The organism is Peterkaempfera podocarpi (assembly GCF_042466665.1).
GTDB classification, from domain to species: Bacteria; Actinomycetota; Actinomycetes; order Streptomycetales; family Streptomycetaceae; genus Peterkaempfera; species Peterkaempfera podocarpi.
In genome coordinates this window covers 103901-129954 of sequence record NZ_CP162102.1, presented here as the reverse complement: position 1 = coordinate 129954, position 26054 = coordinate 103901, and the positions used below count along the sequence as shown (strand labels likewise).

Annotated in this window: 19 protein-coding genes and 1 pseudogene; 6 read left to right on the top strand and 14 right to left on the bottom strand. The window is 70.3% G+C overall.

Going from position 1 to position 26054, the window contains the following annotated elements:
- Positions 1-158: 158 nt before the first annotated feature.
- The 3 genes from AB0761_RS00600 to AB0761_RS00590 all read right to left on the bottom strand — a co-directional run bounded on the left by AB0761_RS00600 (position 159) and on the right by AB0761_RS00590 (position 4938).
- The gene (locus tag AB0761_RS00600; RefSeq protein WP_377266834.1) at positions 159-1247 is read right to left on the bottom strand and encodes a hypothetical protein; all 1089 of its coding nucleotides are present in this window, start codon (positions 1245-1247) and stop codon (positions 159-161) included.
- Positions 1248-2003: 756 nt separating this feature from the next.
- On the bottom strand, positions 2004-2855 hold the full coding sequence (locus AB0761_RS00595; protein ID WP_377266833.1) for an Ig-like domain-containing protein: 852 nt from the start codon (positions 2853-2855) through the stop codon (positions 2004-2006).
- A 1006-nt stretch (positions 2856-3861) separates the two neighbouring features.
- Positions 3862-4938 (bottom strand): zinc-dependent alcohol dehydrogenase family protein, encoded by a 1077-nt coding sequence (locus AB0761_RS00590; RefSeq protein WP_377266832.1) that lies wholly within the window; start codon positions 4936-4938, stop codon positions 3862-3864.
- Positions 4939-5898: 960 nt separating this feature from the next.
- On the opposite strand from AB0761_RS00590, the gene AB0761_RS00585 reads away from it, so the two are divergent.
- The gene (locus AB0761_RS00585; RefSeq protein ID WP_377266831.1) at positions 5899-6579 is read left to right on the top strand and encodes a hypothetical protein; all 681 of its coding nucleotides are present in this window, start codon (positions 5899-5901) and stop codon (positions 6577-6579) included.
- A 318-nt stretch (positions 6580-6897) separates the two neighbouring features.
- On the opposite strand, the gene AB0761_RS00580 is transcribed toward AB0761_RS00585, so the two are convergent.
- Together AB0761_RS00580 and AB0761_RS00575 are read right to left on the bottom strand one after the other, a co-directional pair.
- The gene (locus AB0761_RS00580; protein WP_377266830.1) at positions 6898-7962 is read right to left on the bottom strand and encodes a UbiA family prenyltransferase; all 1065 of its coding nucleotides are present in this window, start codon (positions 7960-7962) and stop codon (positions 6898-6900) included.
- Between the two features lie 17 nt (positions 7963-7979).
- Positions 7980-8198 (bottom strand): hypothetical protein, encoded by a 219-nt coding sequence (locus AB0761_RS00575; RefSeq protein WP_377266829.1) that lies wholly within the window; start codon positions 8196-8198, stop codon positions 7980-7982.
- Between the two features lie 348 nt (positions 8199-8546).
- Here AB0761_RS00575 and AB0761_RS00570 point away from each other — a divergent pair, with 348 nt between their 5' ends.
- The 5 genes and pseudogenes from AB0761_RS00570 (at position 8547) to AB0761_RS00550 (ending at position 14387) form a co-directional block, all read left to right on the top strand.
- Complete coding sequence (locus AB0761_RS00570; protein WP_377266828.1) at positions 8547-9251, top strand: Clp protease N-terminal domain-containing protein; 705 nt, start codon at positions 8547-8549, stop codon at positions 9249-9251.
- 245 nt (positions 9252-9496) lie between these two features.
- Positions 9497-10090, top strand: a complete 594-nt coding sequence (locus tag AB0761_RS00565; protein WP_377266827.1) for a VOC family protein — start codon at positions 9497-9499, stop codon at positions 10088-10090.
- A gap of 223 nt (positions 10091-10313) precedes the next feature.
- A pseudogene (locus AB0761_RS00560) lies at positions 10314-11859 on the top strand (KUP/HAK/KT family potassium transporter); the annotation flags it as partial.
- Complete coding sequence (locus tag AB0761_RS00555; RefSeq protein WP_377273897.1) at positions 11839-12420, top strand: hypothetical protein; 582 nt, start codon at positions 11839-11841, stop codon at positions 12418-12420. The pseudogene AB0761_RS00560 and the gene AB0761_RS00555, both read left to right, overlap by 21 nt.
- 290 nt (positions 12421-12710) lie before the next feature.
- On the top strand, positions 12711-14387 hold the full coding sequence (locus AB0761_RS00550) for a discoidin domain-containing protein (protein WP_377266826.1): 1677 nt from the start codon (positions 12711-12713) through the stop codon (positions 14385-14387).
- 120 nt (positions 14388-14507) lie between these two features.
- Here AB0761_RS00550 and kdpA read toward each other — a convergent pair whose 3' ends face one another.
- From kdpA to AB0761_RS00505, 9 genes are all read right to left on the bottom strand, one after another.
- Positions 14508-16157, bottom strand: coding sequence for a potassium-transporting ATPase subunit KdpA (gene kdpA, locus AB0761_RS00545; protein ID WP_377266825.1), 1650 nt, complete (start codon positions 16155-16157; stop codon positions 14508-14510).
- A 2-nt stretch (positions 16158-16159) separates the two neighbouring features.
- Entirely contained in the window at positions 16160-17062 is a 903-nt protein-coding gene (locus AB0761_RS00540; RefSeq protein ID WP_377266824.1) for a potassium-transporting ATPase subunit C, read from the bottom strand.
- A 2-nt stretch (positions 17063-17064) separates the two neighbouring features.
- The gene (gene kdpB, locus AB0761_RS00535) at positions 17065-19239 is read right to left on the bottom strand and encodes a potassium-transporting ATPase subunit KdpB (protein WP_377266823.1); all 2175 of its coding nucleotides are present in this window, start codon (positions 19237-19239) and stop codon (positions 17065-17067) included.
- Positions 19239-19328, bottom strand: coding sequence for a K(+)-transporting ATPase subunit F (gene kdpF, locus AB0761_RS00530; protein WP_377266822.1), 90 nt, complete (start codon positions 19326-19328; stop codon positions 19239-19241). The genes kdpB and kdpF overlap by 1 nt, the downstream gene beginning before the upstream one ends.
- 174 nt (positions 19329-19502) lie before the next feature.
- Complete coding sequence (gene lysA, locus AB0761_RS00525) at positions 19503-20846, bottom strand: diaminopimelate decarboxylase (RefSeq protein WP_377266821.1); 1344 nt, start codon at positions 20844-20846, stop codon at positions 19503-19505.
- A 14-nt stretch (positions 20847-20860) separates the two neighbouring features.
- Positions 20861-21298, bottom strand: a complete 438-nt coding sequence (locus AB0761_RS00520) for an SAV_915 family protein (RefSeq protein ID WP_377266820.1) — start codon at positions 21296-21298, stop codon at positions 20861-20863.
- A 352-nt stretch (positions 21299-21650) separates the two neighbouring features.
- Positions 21651-22343, bottom strand: coding sequence for a response regulator (locus AB0761_RS00515; protein WP_377266819.1), 693 nt, complete (start codon positions 22341-22343; stop codon positions 21651-21653).
- Positions 22340-24994 (bottom strand): ATP-binding protein, encoded by a 2655-nt coding sequence (locus tag AB0761_RS00510; RefSeq protein WP_377266818.1) that lies wholly within the window; start codon positions 24992-24994, stop codon positions 22340-22342. Before AB0761_RS00510 ends, AB0761_RS00515 begins: the two co-directional genes overlap by 4 nt.
- A gap of 498 nt (positions 24995-25492) precedes the next feature.
- Positions 25493-26026, bottom strand: a complete 534-nt coding sequence (locus AB0761_RS00505) for a potassium-transporting ATPase subunit C (protein ID WP_377266817.1) — start codon at positions 26024-26026, stop codon at positions 25493-25495.
- Between the last annotated feature and the right edge of the window lie 28 nt (positions 26027-26054).

Genomic DNA, 26054 nt, shown 5'->3' with positions numbered 1-26054 from the left:
CCGGCTGCGTCTCTCCATCAACTGGGCCATGAACGGTGAACTCGGCACGGAAGGCCGTGGCCGACCCGCTCGATGAGCATCTCGCCGAGCGGCGCGCGTGCCTGCCCGCGCCAGGGGTTTGTTGACGCGCCCAGGTGTCGGAGCTTCGCCCGGTGCGCTCACGTTCCGTCTACTTCAAGCCATCCACCGATGTGCGCCAGGACCTGTCCAACCACGTCTTGCACCGGCCGGTCGTCCGTGGTCACGCGCAGTTCGCCGGCCCCGGCACGCTCAAGCGCTTCGGCATCGTGTGCCGCCCGCTCGGCGATGCGCTGCAGTGCACCGTGGCTCAGCCCCCTGATCTCGTCACCTGGCACCACCGGTCCGCCGCCCCGGCCCCGCTGGGCAACCCGCTCCGCCAGAGTCGCGGGCCCGGCGTGGAGTCGGCACACGGTCAACGTCGCTCCAGGAAGCAGGTCCGCGTACCTGCTCACCGTGTCATCACGGTCGGCGTCTCCAGAAACGATCAGATACCGGGCTCCGTCCTCGCGATAGCCGGCCCAGAGTGCGGCAAGGTTGCGCGCCTTGAGGCGGTGGTACTCGGGATCGTCGTCCGCAGCGGGCCGCACGGTGCCGATCTGCTTGAGATCGAGATAGGCGACTGGGACGCCGGCACGGGCAACCTGCCTGAAGACCTCATAGCCCACGGTCGACTTTCCGACTGCGGTCGCTCCGGAGAACCACAGCACGGCGGCCGGGGCTGCTGCGGAGACCGCTGTCGCGACGGGATCAACGCTGCCGGACGTCAACGCCGGGGCAGCGTCCGGCCGGCTCCCGACCTGCTCGATGACCAGCCGGGCCACTTCGGGCACGGCGAGCCCGTCGGTGTCCACGCAGATGTCGGTGAGGCCGCTGCTGTCCAGCGCCATCGCGCCGGCTACGGCCTCGTCTGCCAGCTCCGGAGCGAACCATCCGCGTGCCAGGAACCGCTCCTTGAGCTCACCGGCGCCGACCCGCAACCGGCACAGCGTCCACGAGGCGTCCGGGAGCAGTTCCGTGTACTCGCGAACCTCGTCCACGGTGTCGACAAAGCCCGCCAGAACCAGGCACCGGGTTCCCGACGACCGGAAATTGGGCCACATCGCGGCGAGGTTCCGCGCCCGGAGCCCATGAGTGCCGCCACCAGGGATCAAGGCGATCTGGTCGAGGTCAAGAAAACCCGTCTTGACGCCGCTGCGACTCAGCTGGGTGAACACCTCCCAGCCCACGGAGGTCTTCCCCACACCCGACGGCCCGCAGAGCCACACCACGCGCACATGCTCACTGGTCACTCGGGAGACGCTAGCGGCCTGTGGCAGCCGTCGACGACCGATTTTCGCCAGGAGCCCGGACACGGCGCGGCCTGCGACAGGGCAAGGAGTCTCTCCTTGTATCTCTGCCGGACGACAGTGCCGCAACACGTAGCGAGGTCGCCCACGGCACTCAATCCAGCATCAGACCCGGCTCGCAACGTTGCCGGTGAACGTGCACTCGGCCATGGGGTGACGTGCAGAGAGCGGAGCTCCTCGGTGGGGCCGAGGGTTCCCGCCCTCTGCCGGCTCTTGATTCACTCGCGCTACGGCGCGGTCTTCCGCTGACGTGGATGGAGGGCCAGGGCACGAGCCCCGGTTGGAGCAGCCGGACACCGTACGTACGCATCCTCGGTGATGTGCACAGCGTTTCGGCCGGTTCGCCGGCCGGCCTCATCCCCGGGCACGCATGCCTGCTCACGCTCCTCGGCAGCGTCGAGTGTCCGACCGACGACCACACCCTGCGCCACGCCTTCCCGCCCGCGGCATCACCGGTTCCGAGATGATGCCGCGGGCGGGTCAGGCGGCGGTGCGTGTGACGCTGTGGCCACTGCGTGGGCGGCGTCTGCCAATTGACGGTGGGACAGCACCCGTCAGGCCCGGCGGCCTGATGGGTGCCGGCAGTCCGGACCGGTGACGTGGTTGGCCGTGGCGTCAGGACGGGGAGACCGTCGGTCAGGCGGCGCTCGTGGTCTGGGCTCCCGTGGCGCTGTTCGCCAGCCACTGCGACCAGGAGAGGTTGAAGGCGGCGTAACCGTTGTCGCCGGCGGCCTTGCCCCGGGGGGAGCCGGTGATGGTGACCGGGTCGCCCTGCTTCACGTAGTCGTAGAACCACTTGGCGTCGGCGAGCGACAGGTGGACACAGCCGTGCGAGCCGTAGCTGTGACCTGGCTGCGGGTCACCGGTCGAGTAGTGGACGTAGGTGCCCGAGTAGGTGAGGTGGACGTCCCAGGGCAGCGTCAGGTCGTAGAACTCCGGATTTTTCGGGTCGCAGGTGATGCCCACGCTGCAGGAGGTCATCCGCACCGACCGCGCCTTGTCGAGTACGGCCATGGTGCCGTCCCAGGACGGGAAGCTCGGGCTGCCCGCATCGATGGGCATCGTGCGTATCAGCGCATCGTTGCGGTAGACCTTCATCGAGTGCCCCGGCACGTCGACCGTGGCCTTGACCGCGGCGCCGATGGTGAAGCTGTGGTGGTAGTCGTGCGTACCGTAGCGTCCGTTGCCGTCGCCCACGCCGTCGAGGGCGGCGTCCACGGTCACGTGTGCGCCCGACGGCCACATCTGCTCGGGCCGCCAGTCGACGCGCCGGTCGCTGAACCAGTGCCAGGCTCCGGTGACCGGTACCGACGACGAGACCTTGAGATGCTGCTCGACGGCCTTCCGGGCCTTGGCCGCTACCGGGTGGGTGAAGACGACGGAGACCGGCATCGCCACGCCCACGGTGGCGCGGTCTGCGGGGGCGAGCGAGTCCAGCAGCAGCGGCGGGCCCGAGGGCCGCGTCGGGGAGGGACTTGACGACTGCACCGGCGAGGGGCTCGACGACAGGCTGGAACCGGCCGTCGGCCGGGCGCTTCCCCCGGTACCCACGCCACCGTCGAGGGCCGCCGCCGACCCCGAGGCCGACCCGCCCGCGCTACAGGCACACGCGCTCGCCGATATCGCCCCCGCCAGCAGCACCACAGCCGCCCGACTTCTGAACCGTCGCATGCCTGTACCCACTCCGCTCACTTGCGCCAACAGCACTTCCCTAGACTCCGGGCCCCACTGAATGGTTCCCAGTGCGCTCATGAGATACGACACAGTGGGAATCGCCCGGGCCAGGTCCGGAGCGCACCGGCGCCCCCGGACGCGGGGGAGGCTGCTCGCCGGCCCGGCCCACGCGGCCGGTCTTTGACGCCGCGCCATCGACGACGGCACCGCCCACCGGGAACATCCGGCTGCCGGGTGCGGCGTCGGACCCGTGGAGACAGCCGGCCACAACGCTGCTGGGAGAGTCCCGCCTTGGTCTCCGGGATGCCGTACAGGGGCACAGCTGGTGGGCCTGCTGGTGCCGCCGGCGGGCGGGTTCGTGGTCGCCGAGGTCTTGGTGGGGTCGCTGAGGGGGTCGGGGACCGAGCCTGGCGCCGGGGCTGTCTGTACGAGACCCGAAAGGGAACCCAGGCCGAGGCGGCGGGCGATCTGCGCGGGCCCGCACAGGTACTGCACCTGTTCGGCGCCTACGACCTGGGCGGGCGCGTGATGTGCCGCTGATTGCGCCGGCGACCGCGCAACCAGGAGGAGAAGCCCGCGCTGCTCCCTCGGGACCGTCAGTGAACGTATCGCGCCGGTGGGCCGGCTCTCCTGCCCGTTGCGTGCCCGATCCGGCGGGAAGCGGCGGAGAGTCACGGAGGTGCCGTGTCTCTCGTCTTCCACCGTGGTGCTCTACAGCAGCGGAGTACGGCAATCACCGTGACCGTAGCCGCCGCCCGCGTCGACCATGGGGCGGATGGGCTGCCGTAGAGGCACCCGCGGCGAAGATGCGGACGGCGTTCTACCCGTGATGTTCGTTCCGGCCGTCGTCGAAGACGAAGAGTGGTTTGGCGCCATGTGCCGGTGTTTCGGCGAGCGAGATGGCTTCAGTGAAGCGTTCGAGCGGGAACGGCCGGCCTTCGGGGATGCTCAGCACTTCATCCGCGACGAGATCGCGGACCTGGGACAGCGCGCGCAGCGCATCCGCAGCTGAGGAAGTGCCGAACCAGCGGTTCAGCCAGAAGCCGCGGACGACCTTGGTCTCGTAGATGACCGAGCGCGCAGACAACGGAATCGTCAGCGCTGCCGGGTCGGTCTGCCGATGGGTCGAGAGTGCGCCGTAGACCATGACCTCTCCTCCAGGAGCCAGCGCCTGGGACACCTGGGCACCCACATGGCCCGCCACACAGTCGATGGCCTTGCGCACGCCTTCCGGTCCTGCGATCTCGGCCACCCGCCGCACCAGGTCCTCGTCCTCGGTGCAAATGACCTCGTCGCCGCCGAGCGCCTTGATCTCCGCAACGGCATCGCGCCGCCGCACGACATTGATCGTCCGAATGCCCAGATGCCTGGCCAGCTGAATGACCAGCCGGCCGACGGTGGAGCCCGCGGCCGTCTGCAACATCCATTCACCCGGCTGTACGTCGAGTTCGCGTGTCACCAGTAGCAGCGCGGTCAACGGATTGACGGCGAGTTGGCAGGCGTCGGAATCGCTCAGATTGTCGGGGGCCGGCAGGAGCCTTCGTGTGTCGGCAACAAGGTATTCCTGCCAGGTGCCGGCCACATGCGGCCCGGGTACCGCCGGGACCGCAACGGTCACCACGCGCTCGCCGATCTTGAGTCCCTCGGTGTCCGAGCCCAGGGCCTCAATACGGCCCACGCATTCCATGTGACCCCCGACGGTGGGAAACTCGGGGGTGAAACCGTAGCGGCCACGCAGCACATGCAGATCGCTGGCGTGAATCGGAGTCGCCTTCACGCGGATCAGCGCCTGGCCGGCTTCCGGTGTGGGAACGGGCCGGGATTCCAGCCGCAGGACATCGGCCGGCTCGCCAACCTCTCCGGCTACGAGCGCGCGCATGGATTGCGGCATGGGCATGAGATCTCTCCTTGAGCCGAGGTCGGCATCGACCGACGGGGCGGCGAAGTGCCGGACGTACCGTGTCCGGGCAAAGTGCTCACCCAAAAAGCCGAGAGAAAAGCAGGACCGACAGCAGTGGACGGTGGTTCATCACGAGATGTTACGTCTGTCCCTCTCTGTTCTGGTGTACGACAGCGGTGTGGGGAATCGGCTCACCGCACACCGCCGAGGTGCGGTCATCGACGAAGCCACTCGCTCCGTACTCACCGAGGCGGATGAAGTCCTGGTCCTCGTACGGAGCGCGCACACAGGCCGGCACCGTGTGTCGCTCGTCGAGCCGAGCTGAAAGCGCGCGGGGGAGGCGGCGACACAGCCTGGTCTGCGCACCGGCAAGCGATCTCCGGCCGGGCCGGTTCCGTGCCAGACGGTCGTTGCGGTCTGTCCCGGGCGCTCGAGGGCGCCATCCTGGGATGGCATTTCCGCAGATCAGGGGTTTCTGCCCAGCCGGTGCCGCGACAGGCAATGGTCGCTCCGACGCGACGCCCGGCAGCCCCGGCTCTTCGAGCAGAGGTACCCCCGCTCGCCGGGAGCCCGCGTATGTCCAGTGCGAGGACTGCGGACCGGGGAGCGCGCTCCCCTGAGCTCCCGGCTCCGCTCGGGCAGGGGGACCCGATGGCGCCGCTCCCTGACGGGCGGACGTTGCCTGCCACGTTCACCAGGAATGCACTGGTCGGACGGCCCGATTGGTGTCGAAGCTCAAGGAGGGCCCGCAATGCTGAATCCGGCGCGAAGCCTGCCGGCCCACTACGGGGTTGATCACCCCGTGGGCATGTCAAGATGGCGGTGTCAGCTGCCGGGCTCGTGCGGTCTGCTGTTCCGGGCTGTGCAGAGCCCCGGGCCGGCGACCGTCCTCGGGCGGATACGGGTGGGATCGAGGGGCCGGTGCGAGTCTGCGCCGTCGGATGACGAGGGGTTGCCATGGGGCAGCGTTGGTCGCGGCTGTGGCCGCAGCGGGTCTTCGCGGACCCGGTCGAGGTGGAGCTCGTGGCCATCGGGTTGATCAGGACCACGGCCGACGATCTGCCGCAGCGCGGGCATCGCTCGGTCGCCCATCTCGAGGGCTGGCTCAGCGGCCTCGACGCCGAGGGGCGCGACGGGTCGATGCGTGTCCTGGCCGAGGTGCTGGCCTGCCGAGCCGCGTATCTGGTGGTGGAGACCTGCGGAGGCGATATCGCCACGGCCAAGGCGAAACTCGGGCAGGAAGCCGCCGACGCCGCGGAGGCCGCCCGCCTCGCCGACATTCCTCGTCCTGCCGAGCCGACAGCGCTGGCGCTGACGTGGCTGGGGGTGGGGGCCCTCGAAGCCGCAGGTGCGCGGTCCGTGCAGGTGCTGCTGGACGCCGAACACGGCGAGTGGTTCGCCGGCCGCTGGGACCGGTTTGTGGGCGCGGGGAACGCCGGGCGCGCTCATGAGTTGCTGCTGGCCCTGGCCCGCATCGTGGTGGCATCGCTCGGGTGTCTGCTGGAGGCGGACCCGGCCCGGATGACCGCCCATCTCGATGGGTGGGCGGCTGACGTGTTCCGCAGCGGCGCCGGGGTTTCGTGGTGGGTGCCCGATCACCCGGGCCGGCTCTCCGCGGAGGACGACAGCACGCAGTGACACCGCTCCGACTCCTGTCGGTTCGACGTCACCTGTCGGTTCGACGTCACCCGGGCGGACCGAAGGGCCACCCGGGGAAATCCATGCCGACCGTCACCCGGCGTCGCCGGTGCCGCCACCGGGAGTGCTCGCTCGGTGCCGGGCGGGATGAGGTCGTTGTGCAGGGGGCACTGGACGTTCTGGGAAGCCGTGGGACGGGCACATGGGACGACTCCGCCGCGCAGCCGGCGCACCCGAACACGTCCCCCCGAACGTGTGCAACTGCAGCCGGGGCCGCTCGGCAACGGCGTCCTGGGTCGCGGGCAGCGGGACCGGAGGTCAGGCGCCCGCATCGGCGGGCTGTGCGTGGCGCTCCAGTGCCGGTTCGGGCGCATGCACCGGCAGTGAGAGCCGTGCCCTCGGGCCGTGGCGAAGCATCATCCGTACCTGCCCGAGCGTCAGCGCCAGCAGCGCGCCGAGCATCGCGCTCTGTGCCCACGGTGCCCAGTGCATCGGCTGCATCGACTCATGTGCCAACAGCGCCAGCAGCATCCCGCGTCCGGTGATCGCTGTGCCGGTGATCAGCAACGCCTCACGGCGGGGGTGCGTCTCAGCGGCGAGACGGTGGAGCAGCCAGAGGACTGTCGCGAGCTGCCCGGCGGACACCGCCAGCAGGCTGGGCGTCGGCGAGGGCGCACCGCCGACCAGCAGGGCGCAGCCCGCGGTCCAGCAGATGGCACTGAACCGGCAGGTCCAGACCCGGCCGTGGCGGACCAGGAAGGTGCGCTTGCCGAAGAGCGCGTCGCCCCGCACGTCCCTGAAGTCCTTGAGCAGGATCCGTCCGACGAAGCCGATGTAGAGCCCGAACGGCAGCAGAAGCCCATGTCCGCGTGGAAGAGGTGCCGCGGCCAGCCGTCCCAGCAGGTAGGGGACCGCGACATAGCAGGCGGGCAGGATCAGTGCTGCCACTGCGCCACGATCGGAGAGCCGGATCGGTTGAAGGGAGTAGCCTGCGCTGATGCAGAGCCCCGCCGTGACGACCAGGCCGGGCCCCGGACCCAGCAGGAACCCGCCGGCCACGGTGACGGCTGCGCAGACCAGCGCGACCACCGTCATCTCACTGCGCAGGGCGCCCGCGCTGACCAGCGGCCGGCTCGGATCGCCGGGCAGGTTCACCCGGTCGATCCGTTCGTCGGCGAGGTCGTTGACCGCCGCGGAGAACATCAGGAACGCGGCAACGGGCAGCAGGGCGCGAGCCAGCAGCAGGTGGTCGTTCGCGTGCCCGGCTCCGGCCAGTCCGAGCGCGGTGTAGACGGCGAGCAACACGAAGACCGGTGGCCTGCTCAGCGCTGTGAGCAGCCGCAGACGGGTCGTCAACTGGCTCAGCCGGGTGTCGTGAGCCACCTGTCCTGCGGGCGGCCTCACTTGTTCGACCCGTAGTGGCTCATGCCCACGAACAGCAGGACCACAGCACCGACGACCGCCAATCCGGCCAGCGCGGACACCACAGCCAGGACGATGCCGAACACCGCCCACCCGGACCGCGCCGGCCGTACCCGGGCCCGGTTGCCCGGATCGCTGGAATAACCTCGCATCGGCCGGGAGTCGGAGCTCCGCGGCGGCCGCAGGGGGTCGGACATGACGCCTCCCGGCTCTCGTCAGTGCGTCGGGCACGGTGTCCAGCATGCCGCCGCGTGCCGGGCCACGCATGAGTATGCGTACTCAGCTCGCCGCCGGGCAGGGCTGGCACAGCATCTCGGTGAAGATGTTTCCGCAGATCACCGGGCTTCAGGCCGGCAGGCGGACGGCGCATCGTGTCGGGTCGGCACCCGACTGCCGAGCTCCACAACGCAACTCCGGAGTGCTCTGCTGGGTCGCGATCGGGCCCGGCTGCCGCGCTGGGCCATCGCACGAGACCGCGAGAGCACACTCACAGCAATCGTCAATTGCATGTTGACGATGATGGATCGTCAACTTACGATTGACGCATGAGTCCACTCGACATCAGCCTCGCCGACCTGATCGCCCGTCTCGACGAGGAGCTCCCCGAAGCCAACGAACTGGCCCGCATCAGCGAGGCGAGACTGCGTGCCCAGACCCTGTCCGACCTCGGTGACCAGCTCATCGACCACTACGTCAGCAAGGCCAAGCAGACCGGCGCTTCATGGACCGAGATCGGCGACGCCATCGGGGTGTCCAAGCAGGCCGCCCAGCAACGCCACACGCCCAACGTGTTCGAGCGGTTCACCAACCTGAACCGGCACAGCATCGTGCTCGCGCAGGAGGCCGCCCGAACGTACAGGCACGACTTCATCGGCACCCAGCACCTCCTGCTCGGCCTCCTCGGCGAACCGAGGGGCCTGGCCTACGAGGTGCTGGTGGCGAAAACCGAGTCGGAGCAACACATCCGTGACGCGATCGAGGAGGCGCTGCCGCCGGCGGGGGAGAAGGCGCTGCGGGGGCACATCGCGTTCCGGCCGGAGAGCAAGGAGGCCATTGATCAGGCACGCCGCGCGTCGGCCGACCTCGGCCACGACTGGGTCGGCACGGAGCACATGCTGCTGGGCCTGATCCGCGTCGAGGAGAGCCCCGCCGCGCAGATCCTGCGGAGCCTCGGCTTCGCGTCAGGCGAGCTGCATAAGACGGTCAAGGCCGAGATCACCAAACGACTCGCCGCCCGCGACCAGCACTGACTGATCGCTTCAGACTGCCTTGACCTGCGGATCCTGCGCTCATCACCCGGTTCACCGCCTGCTCGGGGCCGTGGTGGGAACCAGGAGACCCGCACGGTGTCCTGACGGGCACGCATCCGGGGTGCACAGGCGAGTCGGTGACCTGGTCGGGAGGATCCTGGAGTCCGGCCTGGGTCCGCAGCACTGACACCGGCGGCCGCAGCGACAATCAGCAGGCAATGTGACCGACTGCTCGGGGGAACAGAATGCTGACCGGGATCGTGATCGACGCGATGGACGTCGCGCGCATGGATCACTTCTGGCTGAGCGCGACGCGGGGCCGTACGGGCGGCCTGCGGCTGCGGTTCGTGTCGGCCGTGGAGCCGAAGGCTGCGCACAAGAACCGACTCCATTTGGACTTGGCCGGGGGACCGGACTGGGAGGCCGAGGTGGCGCGCCTGCTCGCACTCGGTGCGGCGCGGGTCGACATCGGCCAGGGGGACGTCCCGTGGGACGTGCTGGCAGATCCGGAGGGCAATGAGTTCTGCGTGCTGCGTCCCGGTCACCCCGGGGTGCTCGCCGACTCCGGCCTCGTCGCGATCTGCCTCGACGTCGCCGAGGAGGACCGCTGTGCGCAGTCGGCCTTCTGGCAGTCCCATGCCGGCAGGTACGCGGTCGAACACCACGACTGGGGCGTTCGGCTGCGCCAGAGGCGCAACAGTACGGTGTCGTTGGTGATGGGGCCGCCTGCGGCGCCGAAGACGGGGCGGAACCGGCTGCGCCTGGAGATCACCCAGTGCGATGGGGAACCCGGCGAGTTCCTCGACGCCGGCGGGAACGAGTTCCACGTCACGTCCTGACGTCCGCTGCGACGCCTTCGACGGACGCCTGTCCCGCGCACGGTCGTGAGCCGATCGGCCCACATCATCAAGCAAGATCAACGCCAACGCCGAACGAGTGGCGTCCACCAGCATCGTGACAGTCCCGGTCCGGGCCGCCGGTCGGCCCCGGAGTCCGGTGGGCGAACGGTCGCTCGGGTGCGGGCACCGTGGAAGCCGGCGCTTGCGGCGAGCCGCCGCGCCGATGCTGCGGCTCGGCGGGAGCGCGGGGACGCCGTTCGTGGGGCGTGGCACCACTTCCCGATGGGCCGGGCCCTGTGGTGGGTATGCGTCCGCCTCAGTGCACAAGGCGTGCGGCACAGCAGCCCGGGAGGAGGATCGCCATGGAGATCGTGGGAGCGGGGCTGCGCCGGACGGTGGGGCTGCGTCACAGGCACCGGGAAGCGAGCACGCGAGCGCACATGACACGGTGCGCCTCGCGGTGGTGGTGGGTGCGCTGGGGGTGGTCTTCGGTGACCTCGGGACGAGCCCGCTGTACACGCTCCAGACCCTGTTCAACCCGGGCGACCCGCATCCCGTGCCGGTCACCGCGGAGAACGTGTACGGCGTGGTGTCGCTGGTGTTCTGGTCGGTGGTGATCATCGTCCTGGTCACCTATGTGCTGCTGGCGATGCGGGCCGACAACGACGGCGAGGGCGGCATCATGGCGCTGATCACCTTGCTGCAACGGCCGAGCTCACGGCCGGGCCGGCGGGCCGCCGTCGTCCTGGCTGCACTGGGCATCTTCGGCGCGTCGCTGTTCTTCGGCGACAGCATGATCACACCGGCGATCTCGGTGCTGTCCGCGGTCGAGGGGCTCAAGGTGGTCCAGCCGTCGCTGGCGAGTGCGGTCGTGCCGGTCACCGCTGTGATCATCCTGATGCTGTTCCTGGTGCAGCGCAGGGGCACCGCAGCGGTGGGCCGGATGTTCGGGCCGGTGATGGTCGTATGGTTCGTAGTCATCGGCGCATGCGGTGTCGTCAGCATCGTCGGCCACCCCGCGATCCTCAGGGCGCTGTCGCCGACCTATGCCGTGGGCTTTCTGGTCGGCCACTTCGGCACCGCATTCTTCGCTCTGGCCGCGGTCGTGCTCGCGGTCACCGGCGCCGAGGCGCTCTATGCCGACATGGGGCACTTCGGCCGTCGGTCGATCACCCGGGCCTGGCTGGCCATCGTCTTCCCCGCCTGCATGCTGAGTTACCTCGGCCAGGGCGCGCTGATCCTCGCCGATGCGCACAACATCAGCAGCCCGTTCTTCCTGCTGGTGCCCGCCTGGGGGCGGCTGCCGATGGTGCTGCTCGCCACGGCCGCGACGGTGATCGCCTCCCAGGCGGTGATCACCGGTGTACTCGGTCGCCTCCCAGGCCGCCCAGCTCGGCTACCTGCCACGTCTGCGGATCGCACACACCTCCGAGTCCACCATCGGTCAGATCTACGTCCCCTGGATCAACTGGGTGCTGATGGTCTCGGTCCTCACCCTGGTCTTCGCCTTCCGCAGCTCCACGGCGCTGGCCTTCGCATTCGGCATGGCGGTCACCGGCACCATCACCATCACCACCCTGCTGTTCTTCTACGTCGCCCGTACGAAGTGGGGCACCTCTGTGTCGTTGCTCGCCGTCGGTGCGACCGTGCTGCTCCTGGTGGACCTGCTGTTTGTGGCAGCCAACCTGACCAAGCTCGTCCATGGTGCATGGCTTCCGCTGCTGATCGGCATTGCCGCGTTCACCGTGATGACGACCTGGCAGCGCGGCCGCGCCCTCGTCACCGCTGAACGGGCACGGTGGGAAGGACCGCTGCGCGAATTCGTCGACCAGCTCCACAACAGGAAGGTGTCGGTGCTCCAGGTTCCCGGTGCAGCCGTCTTCCTCAACCGGGGCAAGCAGACCGTTCCGCTCGCCATGCGGGCCAATGTCGAGCACAACCATGTGCGGCACGACCTGGTCGTGATCCTGTCCCTCGAGATCGAGCCCGTGCCACGCGTCATGGCCGACCAGCGGATCGTCGTCGACGACCTCGGCTACGCCAACGACGGGATCATCCACGTCACTGCCCGGTTCGGATACATGGAGACGCCGGATGTGCCGAGTGCGCTGGCGATGCTCGATCCGTCCCAAATCGAGGGGGAGCTGCGGATCGATGCGGTGTCCTACTTCCTGTCGAAGATCGAGATCCGGCGCGGGAAGGCGCCGACGATGGCACCCTGGCGCAAACGGCTGTTCATCGCCACCTCCTACATCACGGCTGACGCCGCCGAGTACTTCGGCCTGCCGCGCGACCGCACCGTCATCATGGGCTCGCACATCGAAATCTGAGCGTGCCGGGCACCCAGGCACCCACGTACCGCGGAGGACGGCCACACCCGCCCGGGGTGCGCGTACAGCCGAGCGCGACGACCAGTGCCGTGTCGTTGACCAGATTCATCCGGCCGCCGCTGGTGCCCACCACCGGCCGGTCCAGGGAACCACTCTTCTTGCATTCGATGGAACGATTTTTGCGTGATTAGTTCTACCTCTTGCTGTGACGTGCGCCGGTCAATACGCTCCTGCCCAGAGCGCGGCCAGATCCCCCACCCCAGTCGGCCGCCCTGTCCTCGGGATGAGCCATGACAGTGTCACGTCGCACCCTCCTGTCCACACTCGCCGCCGGCGCCGCCGGGGTCACATTCGGCGGCCTGACCACCGCCGGGACCGCGCAGGCCGCGGGCCCGGCCGGTGACGTCGTCGGCAAAGTGACCGTCGGCTACCAGGGCTGGTTCGCGTGCCCGGGCGACGGCGCCCCGATCAACGCCTGGTGGCACTGGAGCCAGAACTGGTCCCAGACGCCCTCTCCGAGCAACAACGTCATCAGGGCGTGGCCCGACTCACGCGACTTCACCCGCACCTACCAGACCGCCTATGCCAACCTGGGCAACGGCGGACCCGCAACCCTCTTCTCCTCCTACGACCAGCAGACCATCGACACCCACTTCCTGTGGATGCAGCAGAACGGCTGCGACACCGCCGCGCTCCAGCGCTTCAACCCCAACGGCAGCGAGGGCCCCACCCGGGACGCCATCACCGGCCGGGTGCGCACCGCCGCCGAGGCGCACAGCCGCAAGTTCTACGTGATGTACGACGTGAGCGGCTGGACGAACATGCAGTCCGAGATCAAGGCGGACTGGACGAGCAAGATGTCCGCGCACACCTCCTCCTCCGCCTACGCACGCCAGAGCGGCAAGCCGGTGGTCGGGATCTGGGGCTTCGGCTTCAACGACGCCAACCACCCCTGGGACGCGGCCGCCTGCGCCGATGTCATCAGCTGGTTCAAGGCCCAGGGCTGCTACGTCATGGGCGGCGTGCCGACCTGGTGGCGGCTGGGCACCAGCGACTCCCGCGCCGGCTACCTGGACGTCTACCACGCCTTCGACATGCTCTCGCCGTGGATGGTGGGCCGGATCGGCAACGTCGGGGACGTGGACAACTTCTACACCAACGCCACCGTGCCGGACCTCGCCGACTGCAACGCGCACGGGATCGACTACCAGCCCTGCGCCTTGCCGGGCGACGTGTCGGCCCGGCAGCGGGCCCACGGTGACTTCATGTGGCGGCAGTTCTACAACATGACCCGCGCCGGGGTGCAGAGCGTCTACATCTCCATGTTCGACGAGTTCAACGAGGGCAACCAGATCGCCAAGACCGCGGAGAACCAGAGCCAGGTCCCCAGCGGCTCGGGCCTGCTCGCCCTCGACGAGGACGGCACAGCCTGCTCCTCGGACTACTATCTGCGCCTCACGGCGGACGGCGGAAAGATGCTCAAGGGCCAACTCGCCCTCACCGCCACACGGCCCACCCAGCCCGTCCTCGGCGGGGGCGGGGGCAACCCGGACCTCGCACTGCACCGGCCCGTCGCCGAGAGCAGCCACACCCAGGTCTACGCCGCGGGCAACGCCGTGGACGGCGATCCCAGCACCTACTGGGAGAGCGCCAACAACGCCTTCCCGCAGTGGCTCCAGGTCGACCTGGGCTCCACCGTGACCACCCGCAGGATCGTACTCACGCTGCCGCCCTCCACCGCCTGGGGCGCCCGGACCCAGACCATCGCGGTCCAGGGCAGCAGTGACGGCTCGGCCTTCTCCACCGTGGTCGGCTCCGCCGACTACCGCTTCGACCCGGCCACGGGCAACACCGCCACCATCACGTACTCCGGCGGATCCACCGCCCGCTACCTGCGGCTCCTCTTCACCGCGAACACCGGGTGGCCGGCCGGGCAGGTCTCCGGCTTCTCCGTCTACGCCGACTGAGCCCGGATCCACCGGTCGGCCGCCCGCGCCTTTCGGATCAGCGGCGCGGCCCTCCCCTGCACTGCGGGGAGCGGCGGGCCGGTGGTACGGCACCACGGTGCCGTACCACCGGCTGCAGGGTTACTGCAGTCCTTCGGCCAGCGGGCCGAGGGACAGGGCGGGGAGGAAGTTGAGCAGCGCGAGGATGAGCGCGGCTCCGGTGGCCAGAACAATGAAGTTGAGGCCGTGTGCGCGAAGCGTGCCCACGGTCTCCACGCTGGGCTGTTGCCTGGCGAGTCGGCCGGCGAGTGCCAGGAGGAAGGCGATGGGCAGGTAGCGGCCGATGAGCATGGCCGCGACCATCAGCAGGTTGTGGAAGTCGGTGGCGCCGTTGAAGCCGGCCATGGCACTGCCGTTGCTGTTGGTGTTGCTGGTGTACGCGTAGATGAGTTCGGACAGGCCGTGCGGCCCGGCGTTGCCCATCGACGTACGGCCTCCGGGCAGTGCGACGGCGATGGCCGAGCAGACCAGGATCGCGGTGGGGGCGACCAGGGCGTACAGCACGACGTAGCGCATCTCGCCGTACCCGATGCGCTTGCGCAGGTACTCGGGTGTGCGGCCGACCATGAGCCCGCCGACGAACACGGCGACCATCACGGCCATGAGCAGGCCGTACAGTCCGCTCCCGGTGCCGCCCGGGGCGATCTCACCCAGCATCATCGCGGCCATGAGGACCCCGCCGCCGAGGCTCGAGAAGCTGTCGTAGGAGGCATTGGCGGCGCCGTCCGCCGAGGCGGTCGCCGAGATGCCGAAGAGGGTGCTGCCGGGGACTCCGAAGCGGGTCTCGGTGCCCTCGGTCTGGCTGCCGACCGCTGCGGCGACCGTGCCGTTGTGAGCGCTCTGCGCGAGGTTCGCGGCGATGAGCAGCAGGCCGAAGAGGATGCCGACGACGGCCAGCAGTGTCCAGCTCTGCCTCAGGCTCCCGATCATCCGGCCGTATGTGCGGATGAAGGCCGTCGGGATGAGGAGCATCAGGACGATCTCGATGGTGTTGGTCCACGCCGAGGGGTTCTCGAAGGGGTGGGCGCTGTTGGCGTTGAAGACACCGCCGCCGTCGCCGGAGAACAGTTTGAGCGGCTCCCAGGAGCCCACCGGGCCGCCGATCAGGGTCTGTGTGCCGCCCGCCGCTGTGGTCACGGTGTGGCTTCCCGCGAGGCTCTGCTCGACGCCGAGTCCGATGAGGACCAGGCCGGAGAGGACCGCGAGCGGCACCAGGACGCGGAAGACCGTGCGGATCAGGTCGACCCAGAAGTTGCCGAGTTCGTCGGTGCCGCGCCGGACCAGGCCGCGGATCAGGGCGAGCGCGGCGCAGATTCCGACGGCGGCGGAGGCGAATGCCTGGGTGCCGAGGCCCGCCATCACGGCCAGGTGCCCGGTGGTGGACTCGCCGGCGTAGTTCTGCCAGCTGGTGTTGGTGGTGAAGCTGACGGCCGTGTGGAGGGCCAGCCGCCAGGGCATGCCGCCGTGTCCGAGGGACCAGGGCAGTCTGCCCTGGAGGGTGAAGAGTGCGAAGAGGGCCGCGATGCTCATCGCGGAGAACGCGAGCAGCGCCACCAGGTAGTGCCGCCAGTTCTGCTCCTTGTCCGGGTCGACGCCGCACACCCGGTACAGGGCCTTCTCGGCTCTGAGGTGCCTCCCGCCGTCCAGCGCCCTGGCCATGTAGTCGCCGAGGGGGACATGCAGGCCGACGACGACGGCGAGGACGAGCGATGCCTGGATCCAGGCCGCCATGGTCAGGCCCTCCGCTTCGGGTAGGTGCGGTCGAGGGCGACGTTGAGTCGGAGCACGTTCACGGCGGGCTCGCCGAGGACGCCCAGAGCTCGTCCGGTGGTGTACTTCTTGATCAGTTCCATCACGTGGGCCTGGTCGGTCCCGCGCTCGCGGGCGATTCGGGGTGCCTGGAGTGCGGCGTAGGCGGGGCTGATGTCGGGGTCGAGACCGCTGCCGCTCGCGGTCACCGCGTCGGCGGGCACGATTGGGTTCGCCGGGGCGTCACCGCGTACCGGCACGGTCACCGCGCGGCTGTAGTCCACGCCGGGGCGGGCGCAGGTCACGCGCACGCCCTGGTAGGTGCTCAGGAAGGGCTTGGCCGGGCAGGCCTGGTTGAGGCTGACGGCCTTGGTGACCCTGCCGGTGGTGCCGCCGTCGTAGGAGACGCCGAGTACGGCGCCCACTCCGTCGGGGGTGCAGTACGGGCGTGAGCCGTCGACGCGCTCCAGTTCTCCGACCTGCTTGCTGCGCGAGCACACCTGGGTGAGCAGGCTCTGCTTGCCGGAGGTGGGATCGCCCGGGGTGGGCAGGGTGTCCACGACGCTCTCGGCGCCCTGGTTGCCGGCCCCGGAAGCGGTGGCGTCGTAGCCGGCGCCCGCGTTGGAGGGCCGCGACTGGAAGTATCCGGGCAGCGGGACGCCCTTGCTGTCGGCGAAGGACTGGCCGATCAGCAGGCTGCCGGCCGGCCGGCCGTCCGCGTCGCTGGCGGGCGAGCCCTGCGCGCTGTCGCGCAGTCCGGGCAGTTGGGCGGCGGCGGTCATGGCGAGCGGATAGGCCAGTCCGACCAACAGGGTGAGCACCAGCACCACCCTGGTCGCCGCGATGCTCTGGACGATCCAGTGGGGAAGTCGGGTCAGTGGAGACATGGTCAGATCCCCGGGATGAACTGGACGAGGGCGAAGTCGATGAACTTGATGGCGAGGAACGGCGCGATCACGCCGCCCAGGCCGTAGACCCACAGGTTGCGGGTGAGCAGGGCGGAGGCGCTGCTCGGCCGGTACCGCACGCCGCGCAGCGCGAGCGGGATCAGGGCGATGATGACGACCGCGTTGAAGATCACCGCCGAGAGGATCGCGGACGCCGGCGAGTGCAGATGCATGATGTTGACCGCGTTCAGCGCGGGGTAGACGCCGCCGAACATCGCGGGGAGGATCGCGAAGTACTTCGCGATGTCGTTGGCGATGGAGAACGCGGTGAGTGCGCCGCGGGTGATGAGCAGCTGTTTGCCGATCTCCACGATCTCGATGATCTTCGTGGGGTCGGAGTCGAGGTCGACCATGTTGCCGGCCTCCTTGGCGGCCGACGTGCCCGTGTTCATCGCCACCCCGACGTCCGCCTGGGCCAGTGCCGGTGCATCGTTGGTACCGTCTCCGGTCATCGCGATCAGGTGCCCGCCGGCCTGCTCACGCTTGATCAGCGCCAGCTTGTCCTCGGGGGTCGCCTCGGCCAGGAAGTCGTCGACCCCCGCCTCCTCGGCGATCGCCTTGGCGGTCGCCGGGTTGTCACCCGTGATCATCACGGTGCGGATGCCCATCCGGCGCAGCTCGGCGAAGCGCTCGGCCAGGCCCGGTTTGACGACGTCCTTGAGGTGGACGACGCCCAGCAGCCGGGCCGGTTCTTCCCCCTCGTACTCGGCGACGGCCAGCGGGGTGCCGCCGGAGGCCGACACCTGCTCGACGCAGGCGTCCAGGGAGGCCGGTACCTCGCCGCCGTGCTCGCGCACCCACAGCGCCACCGCAGCCACCGCGCCCTTGCGCAGCCGACGTCCGTCGGGCAGGTCCACTCCGGACATCCGGGTACTCGCGCTGAACGGCACCCATGTGGCGCCGTCGGTGACGGCGGCGTCCTGCTCGGGCAACTGGTAGTGCCGGCGGGCGAAGGTGACGATCGAGCGGCCTTCGGGGGTCTGGTCGGCGAGGCTGGACAGAACGGCGGCCCGGGCGAGGCGCCCCGGCGGTACGGAACCGATCGGCAGGAACCCGGACGCCTGCCGGTTGCCGTAGGTGATGGTGCCGGTCTTGTCCAGCAGCAGAGTGTTCACATCCCCCGCAGCCTCCACCGCACGCCCGGACATGGCCAGGACGTTGCGCTGCACGAGCCGGTCCATGCCGGCGATGCCGATGGCCGACAGCAGCGCCCCGATCGTGGTGGGGATCAGGCAGACCAACAGCGAGACCAGCACGATCCCGGTCACGCCCTGGGCATTGAGCGCAGCGGTGTCCGGAGCCGCCTTCATGAACTCCTTGGAGAAGATCGCCATCGGCTGCAGTGTCACGACCGCCACCAGGAAGACGAACGTCAGCATGACCAGCAGCAGGTTGAGGGCGAGCTCATTGGGGGTCTTCTGCCGGTTGGCCCCCTCGACCAGGGCGATCATCCGGTCCAGGAAACTCTCGCCCGGCTGCTGGGTGATCCGCACCACGATCCGGTCGGAGAGCACCCTGGTGCCGCCGGTGACCGCGGACCGGTCGCCGCCCGACTCCCGGATCACCGGGGCGGATTCGCCGGTGATCGCGGACTCGTCGACGCTGGCCACCCCCTCGATGACATCGCCGTCGCCCGGGACCAGCTCCCCGGCTGCCACCACGACCGTGTCGCCGCGCTGCAACTCCGCGGAGGGGACGGTCTCCTCCAGGTACGAGGCAGCGGACGCACCCGGTTCCCAGCCGACGACCCGGCGGGCCGTGGTCTGCTGCCTGGTACGGCGCAGGGAATCCGCCTGTGCCTTGCCGCGGCTCTCGGCCACGGCCTCGGCGAGGTTGGCGAAGACCACGGTCAGCCAGAGCCACCCGGTGATGAGCCAGCCGAACAGACTGGGATGGCCGATTGCGATGAAGGTGGTGAGCGCGGCGCCCACCTCGGTGACGAACATGACCGGATTGCGCAGCAGCGCGACCGGGTTGAGCTTGCGGAGCGCCTCGGGGAGCGCGAGCAACAGTTGCTTCGGGTCGAGCATCCCGCCGCGGACACGGCGGGGGCTTCCGCTGTCCGGAGGCTGGGCAGCGTTGTCGAGGACCGGTCTGACCGGCGCGGGGGCGGTCATCAGAAACGCTCCGGGAAGATCAGGGCGACGATCAGGTAGAGCACCAGACCGCAGGAGACGATCAGGCCGACGATGTTGTCCGCGGTCATCAGGGCCTCTCCCCAGTGGATATGCAGAGCATCAGACTCATCTACTCGTATGTGAACAATTCATGATTCTTGGCATGCTTCACCGCGGACCGACGGTGCCCGCGGTCCGCGATGACGTGGTCGTACCGCTACCCGTCCCCCACAAGTGCCCGGTTCGCGGGTATCCGCGGCCGGTCAGAGACCGACGTCGCGGCTGCGGATGTCGGCGAGCGTTTCGCGGCGCACCAGCAGCCGGGCACTGCCCTCGGTGACGGCCACCACGGGCGGGCGGCCGACGAGGTTGTAGTGGGAGGCCATCGACAGGTGGTAGGCGCCGGCGACCGGGACCGCCACCAGGTCACCGGGACGGATGTCGCCGGGCAGCGGCACATCGGCCGCCAGCACGTCGCCCGCCTCGCAGTGCCGGCCGACCACCGTGACGCGGCTGGGTTCCGCCGCCGACCGGCGGCCGACCAGCCGGGGGGCGTACCGCACCCCGTAGAGCGCGGGCCTGGGGTTGTCGCTCATACCGCCGTCGACGGCGACGAAGGTGTGCTCACCCGTGCGCTTGACGGTGAGCACCCGGTAGAGCGCCACCCCCGCGGGCCCGACGATCGCACGGCCCGGCTCGATGGTGAGCCGGGGGACCGGCAGGTCCGCGGCCGCGCAGCTGGAGGCCAGTTCGTCCCGTACCCGGCCTGCGACGGCCGCCACGTCCAGGACCTCCTCGCCAGGCCGGTAGGCGACGGCGTGCCCGCCACCGAGGTCCAGCTGCGGAAGCGTGACACCGTGTACGTCCCTGATCCGGGCCAGCAGCCCGACGAGTCGCCGGACCGCCAGCACATAGGGCTTGGCCGCCGCGATCTGCGAGCCGAGATGGCAGTGCAGGCCGACCAGTTCCAGGCTCGGCTGCCTGAGGATCCGGGAGATGACGTGCTGGGCGGAGCCGTCGGTGATCGACAGCCCGAACTTCTGGTCGTCCGTGCCGGTGCGCACCGCGGCATGGCCGCCGGCGGCCACGCCCGGCACCACTCGCACCATGACCTGCTGGCGGGAGCCCGCAGGGATCAGCGCGGCCAGCCGGACGACCTCCGGGGCGCTGTCGATGACGATCCGTCCGACGCCGAGACGCAGCGCGGTCTGCAGGTCCTGCGGACTCTTGGCGTTGCCGTGCAGCACGATGCGCTCGGGCGGGAAGCCGGTGGTCACGGCCAGCTCCAACTCGCCGGCGGAGCACACATCCAGGCCCAGGCCCTCCTCCTCGACCCAGTGCGCCATGGCGCGGCACAGGAACGCCTTCGCCGCGTACACCACGTCGGCGTCGGGGAACGCCCGATGGTAGGCGCGGCAGCGGTTCCGCACCTCATCCTCGTCGAGCACATACACCGGGGTGCCGAAGCGCTCGGCCACCTCGGTGAGCGAGACCCCGCCCACAGCAATGTCGCCGTGGCCGTCCGGAAGGGTCGAGGCGGGCCATATCGAGAGGTCGTCGGCACCGGGGGAACGCTGCGGGGCGATCGGTGCGATCGATGTCGTCACGTTGGGCACCTCGCTCAGCCGATCCACATGCTCAGGCAGGAGACCACGGCCGTCGCGCCGGCCACCCGCAGCGCACCGACGGCCTGCGGGTCCCACTCACCCAAGCGCCTGTGCCTGCGTGCGGGGGCCGGAGTGAGGGCGGGTGCGGGTGCGGGTACGGGGCGTACGGCGGGGGCGACGAGCTGCGGGTCCACCGTGAGCGTGGCGGCACCCAGTGGCTCGGCCAGCGCCCGCAGTGCGGGCTCGGCGAGTCTGACCCAGGCCTGCTCCGGGCCCAGTGCGGCGGCGAGTCGCTGCTCGGTGGTGAAGCCGACAGCCGTGCGGCTGCCCAGGGGTGTGCGGAAGAGGCGGGTCACGTATCCCGTGGGACCCGGCCGGACGGGGACGAACAGGGGTCCGGCCGGGATGCGTTCTGAGGGTTCCGGGTCTTCCGCGTGCTGCTGGTGGTTCACGGCATTGCTCCTTGAGGCGGTTCGGCAGACCCCCGACCTGCGGTAGCCGGTGGGGGCGCAGCGCTGACGCTATGCCCGCCTCCCAGGGGACCGGCCCCGCCGCTAACGCATCCCTGACGGATCCCGGCGAAGCATTGACGCCGCTTTGGCGGGTGCCGGAACGCGGCACAGCTGCAGCCGGGAGGTCCGTATGCGCGCGGTCGCTTGTGCGTGTCCCCAGCGGGTGGCCGGGAACCGCGGGCGAACCTCGGCACAGCCGTCCCCCTCCGGACAGCGTGGTCGGCGCACCCGGCCGTCCGGAACGCCCGGTCCGTCGGGCACGGACGCACCGAGCGGATCCGAGCGCCGGCCATCAGGGCTCGAAGCGGTAGCCGACGCCCGGCTCGGTGACCAGGTGGCAGGGACGGGCCGGGTCGCGCTCCAGCTTGTGGCGCAGCGTGGACAGGTAGACCCGCAGATAGTTGCTCTTGTCCTCGCTGCCCGGTCCCCATACGTCGTGCAGGATCTGGCGTTGGGTGACCAGCGTCCCGGGGCTGCGCAGCAGCAGGCCGAGGATGCCCCACTCGGTGGGCGTCAGCCGCACCGGCCGGTCGCCTTCGTCCATGCCGCCGACCCGTCGGACGGTGCAGGCACCGAGGTCGACGATGTGATCACCGATCACTGCGCGGGCGGGGGGCTGCGCGGGAGCCGTGCGCCGCATCACCGCGCGCAGCCGGGCGAGCAGCTCCCCCATCGCAAACGGTTTGGTGACGTAGTCGTCGGCGCCCGCGTCCAGCGCAAGGACCTTGTCCCCGGCGTCGGTGCGCCCCGACAGCACGATGATCGGGACGCAGCTCCAGGCACGCACGCCCCGGAGGATGTCCAGGCCGCCGATGTCGGGCAGGCCCAGGTCGAGGATGACGGCGTCCGGGGGCTCCTCGGAGAGTGCTTCCAGCGCGCGGGTGCCGGTGGCGGCGGTGGCGACGCTGTACTGGTCGGCGCGGAGATTGATCAGCAGGGCGCGCAGCAGCTGTGGTTCGTCGTCGACCACGAGGACCCGGCTCACTGTGCGGCCCCCGGGGCGGACGGGGCGGACGCGCGGTCGGGGTCGGGGTCGGGGTCGGGGTCGGGCGTACTGTCCGCGGCCCCGTCCGCCTGCGCGTTCCGAGCCGCGGGCAGGGTGAGCAGCATCGTGGCGCCGCCACCCGGGGTCTCCTCCAGCTCCAGCGCTCCGTCCATGGCCTCCGCCAGGCCGCGGGAGAGCGCCAGACCAAGGCCGAGTCCGGTGGTGTTGTCGGTGTCGCCGAGCCGCTGGAAAGGTTGGAACACCCGGTCGCGGTCGGCGGCCGGAATACCCGGCCCACGGTCGATGACGCGGATCTCGACCCGGTCCGCGAGGGCGCTGGCACTGACGACGACGGTCGCGCCCGGGGTGTTGTGGCGCAGCGCGTTGGCGGTCACGTTGGCGAGGATGCGCTCCAGCAGCGGCGGGTCGGCCAGCACCGGCGGTACGGCCTCCAAGCCGGTGGCCACGACCGGGGCGTCGGGGTCGGGGAGCGTGTCCAGGGCGCGCGGCAGCACATCGGCGAGGTCGGTGGCCTGCAACTGGAGGGTGAGCGCGCCCGCCTGGAGGCGGCTCATGTCGAGGAGGTTGTCCACCAGGCGGGCGAGCTTGGTGAGCGAGCTCTCGGCGGTGGCCAGCAGCGCGGCCTCGTCGTCCGCGGAGAACACCGCATCGACGCTGCGCAGCGAGCCCACCGAGGCGAGGGCGGCGGCCAGGGGCGTACGCAGGTCGTGGCTGACGGCGGCGAGCAGTGCGGTGCGCATCCGGTCGGCGGCCCTGATCGGCTCCACCTCGGCGGCCGCGCGGGCCAGCCGCTCCCGGTCCAGGGCGGCCGTCGCATGCGCGGCGAACGCCAGCAGCACCCGCTGGTCGGTCGCGGGCAGCCGGCGGCCGGTGAGGACCATGACCGCGTCCTCGCCGACCGCGACCGCGGTCTCGGGCGCCTCGGTCAGGGGGCGCGGCGGGACGGCGGACGGCGAGCCCGGAGCGGGTGCGTCGCTGCGGGCGATCACCTCCCCAGGGCCCTCCGGGGTGCGCCGCAGCAGGGCGGCCGAGGTCATGCCGAAGGCGATCCGGGAGCGCTCCAGCAGGGCGGGAACGGTGTCGGCGCCGCGCAGCACACTCCCGGCGAGGTCGGAGAGGGTCTCGGCCTCGGCGGTGGCGCGGGCGGCCCGTGCGGTCTGCCGGGCGGCGCGGTCCACCACGGTGGCCACCGACAGCGCGACACAGGCGAAGACCGCCAGCGCGAGGACGTTGTTGGGCTGGGCGATGGTGAACTCGTCGACAGGCGGGATGAAGTAGTAGTTGAAGAGCAGCGAGGCCGTGACCGAGGCCAGCAGCGCCGAGGCGGCACCGCCGAACAGCGCCACCGCGACCACCGCGAGCTGGAAGAGCAGGGCGACGCTGGTGAGGTTGATCCCACGGGGCACCTGGGTGAGAAACAGCGTCAGCAGCCAGGGGAGCACCAGCCCTGAGGCGAATCCGGCGACGGTACGGCGTCCCGAGTGACGGCGGCCCAGTGACGGCAGCCGGCCGTGGCCGGCCTGGTCGTGGGTCACCATGTGGACGTCGATGTCCTCGGAGAGCTCGACCGTGGTCTCGCCGATGCCCCGGCCGGTGAGGAACCGGGTGAGCCGCCCCCGGCGGCTGATGCCGAGGACCAGCTGGGTGGCGTCCTGGGCCCGGGCGAAGTCCAGCAGCGCGGTGGGCACGTCCTCCCCGACAACCACCTGGTAGCTGCCGCCCAGGCTCTCCACCAGCTGCCGCTGCTCCGCCAGCGAGGCCGGTGAGGCGCCCGTCAGGCCGTCGCTGCCCGCCACGTGCACGGCGAGCACCTCGCCGCCGGCCGTACGGTCGGCGATCCGGGCAGCGCGGCGGATCAGGGTCTCGCCCTCGGGGCCGCCGGTCAGCGCCACCACAACCCGTTCGCGGGTCTCCCAGACCTTCCTTATGCCGTGTGCTGCACGGTAGTTGCGAAGGCCTTCCTCGACGCGGCCGGCCACCCAGAGCAGCGCGAGCTCCCGCAGGGCGGTGAGGTTGCCGATCCGGAAGTAGTTGGAGAGCGCCGCGTCGACCTTGTCCGCGGCATAGACGTTGCCGTGGGCCATGCGGCGGCGCAGCGCCTGCGGGGCCATGTCGACCAGTTCGATCTGGTCGGCGCGGCGGACCACCTCGTCGGGGACGGCCTCGCGCTGCACCACTCCGGTGATCTTCTCGACGACGTCGTTGAGCGACTCCAGGTGCTGGATGTTGATGGTGGTGACCACGTCGATCCCGGCGGCCAGCAGTTCCTCCACGTCCTGCCAGCGCTTGGCGTTCCGCCCGCCGGGGACGTTGGTGTGGGGGAGCTCGTCCACCAGGGCCACCTCGGGGCGGCGGGCCAGGATCGCGTCCAGGTCCAGTTCGGTGAATTCCGTCCCCCGGTAGGTGCGGGTGATCCGGGGGATCACCTCGAGACCCCGCAGCATGTTCTCGGTGCGGGCCCGTCCATGGCATTCGACGTAGCCGACCACCACATCGGTGCCGCGCTCCCGCCGTCGGCGGGCCTCCTCCAGCATGCGGTACGTCTTGCCGACTCCGGGGGCCGCCCCGAGGTAGACCCGCAGACGGCCGGGGCGGCCGCTGCTGCGTCCGGGGTCCAGGTTGCGCGCCACCGTCGTGTTTCCTCCTCAGTGATGCCGGGTTGGGGATGCCGGGTTGGGGATGCCGGGTTGGGGATGCCGGGTTGGGGATGCCGGACGTGGGTGGGGCCGACGGGCCCGAGCCTCAGGACTGGGGCGCGTCCGGGGGCCCGGGTCCGTCGGTGTTCATGGACGATCTGTCGTGTGGTCCTGGGGCCCTCCGCTGCGAGCAGCCCTCCCACAGGGACGAGGACGGGCAGCAGCCGGAGCGGCCGTCGCACCGCCTGGCTCTGGCCCCGGTGCCGAGTCCAGCGGCGCGGAGTCCACGGACCCGTCAGCCCTCCCGGATGCCCGGGTGAGGACAGTGCTGCCGCTCCGGGGCGATCCGCGTGATGACGGACGCCCGCAACGGGACCCCTGTGTCTGATCGGCGTACGTCACCGAACGTGGACCCCACAGGTGTCCCGTTGCCTGGTTCAAGCCCCTTGACCGGTGCGTTCACGCGCCGGCGCGGCGACGTCGAACGGCTTCCTACCGGAGCTCGGCCAACGCCTCGTTGAGCTCGAGGAGGTTGACATAGGACCCGCCCAGGAACCCCCACTGGGGCCCGTGCACATGGTCGGCGACCAGCGTGCGCACTCGGCCGGCGGGCAGCCGGCGGGCTGCCGCGACCGCGGTGACCTGGGCGTAGGCCGCGGCGGGGCTGATGTCGGGGTCCACTCCGCTGCCGGAGGCGGCGACCAGGTCCGGGGTGGGCGTGATGCCTTGCTTCTGCAGGGCCGCGACGCGCTTCCTGTAGGCGTCGACCAACTCCTTGGAACGCGGCCCGAGGTTGGATCCTCCGGTCGCTGTCGGGTCGTCACCGTCGGGGCGGCCCTGGAACCACTGCGTTCCCTTCCACTGCTGGCCTATCAGAGCAGAGCCGTTCCTGCCGAGCGATCCGTTGGCCTGATGGTGGAACAGTGCCTCTCCGATTCCGGTCTCGGCCAGCGGGTAGGCCAGCCCGAGCAGGACGAAGAAGATGACCGAGACGATCAGGCCCCGCCGCAGATTCACCCACAGCATGACAACTCCATGACGTTTCCCATCCGAT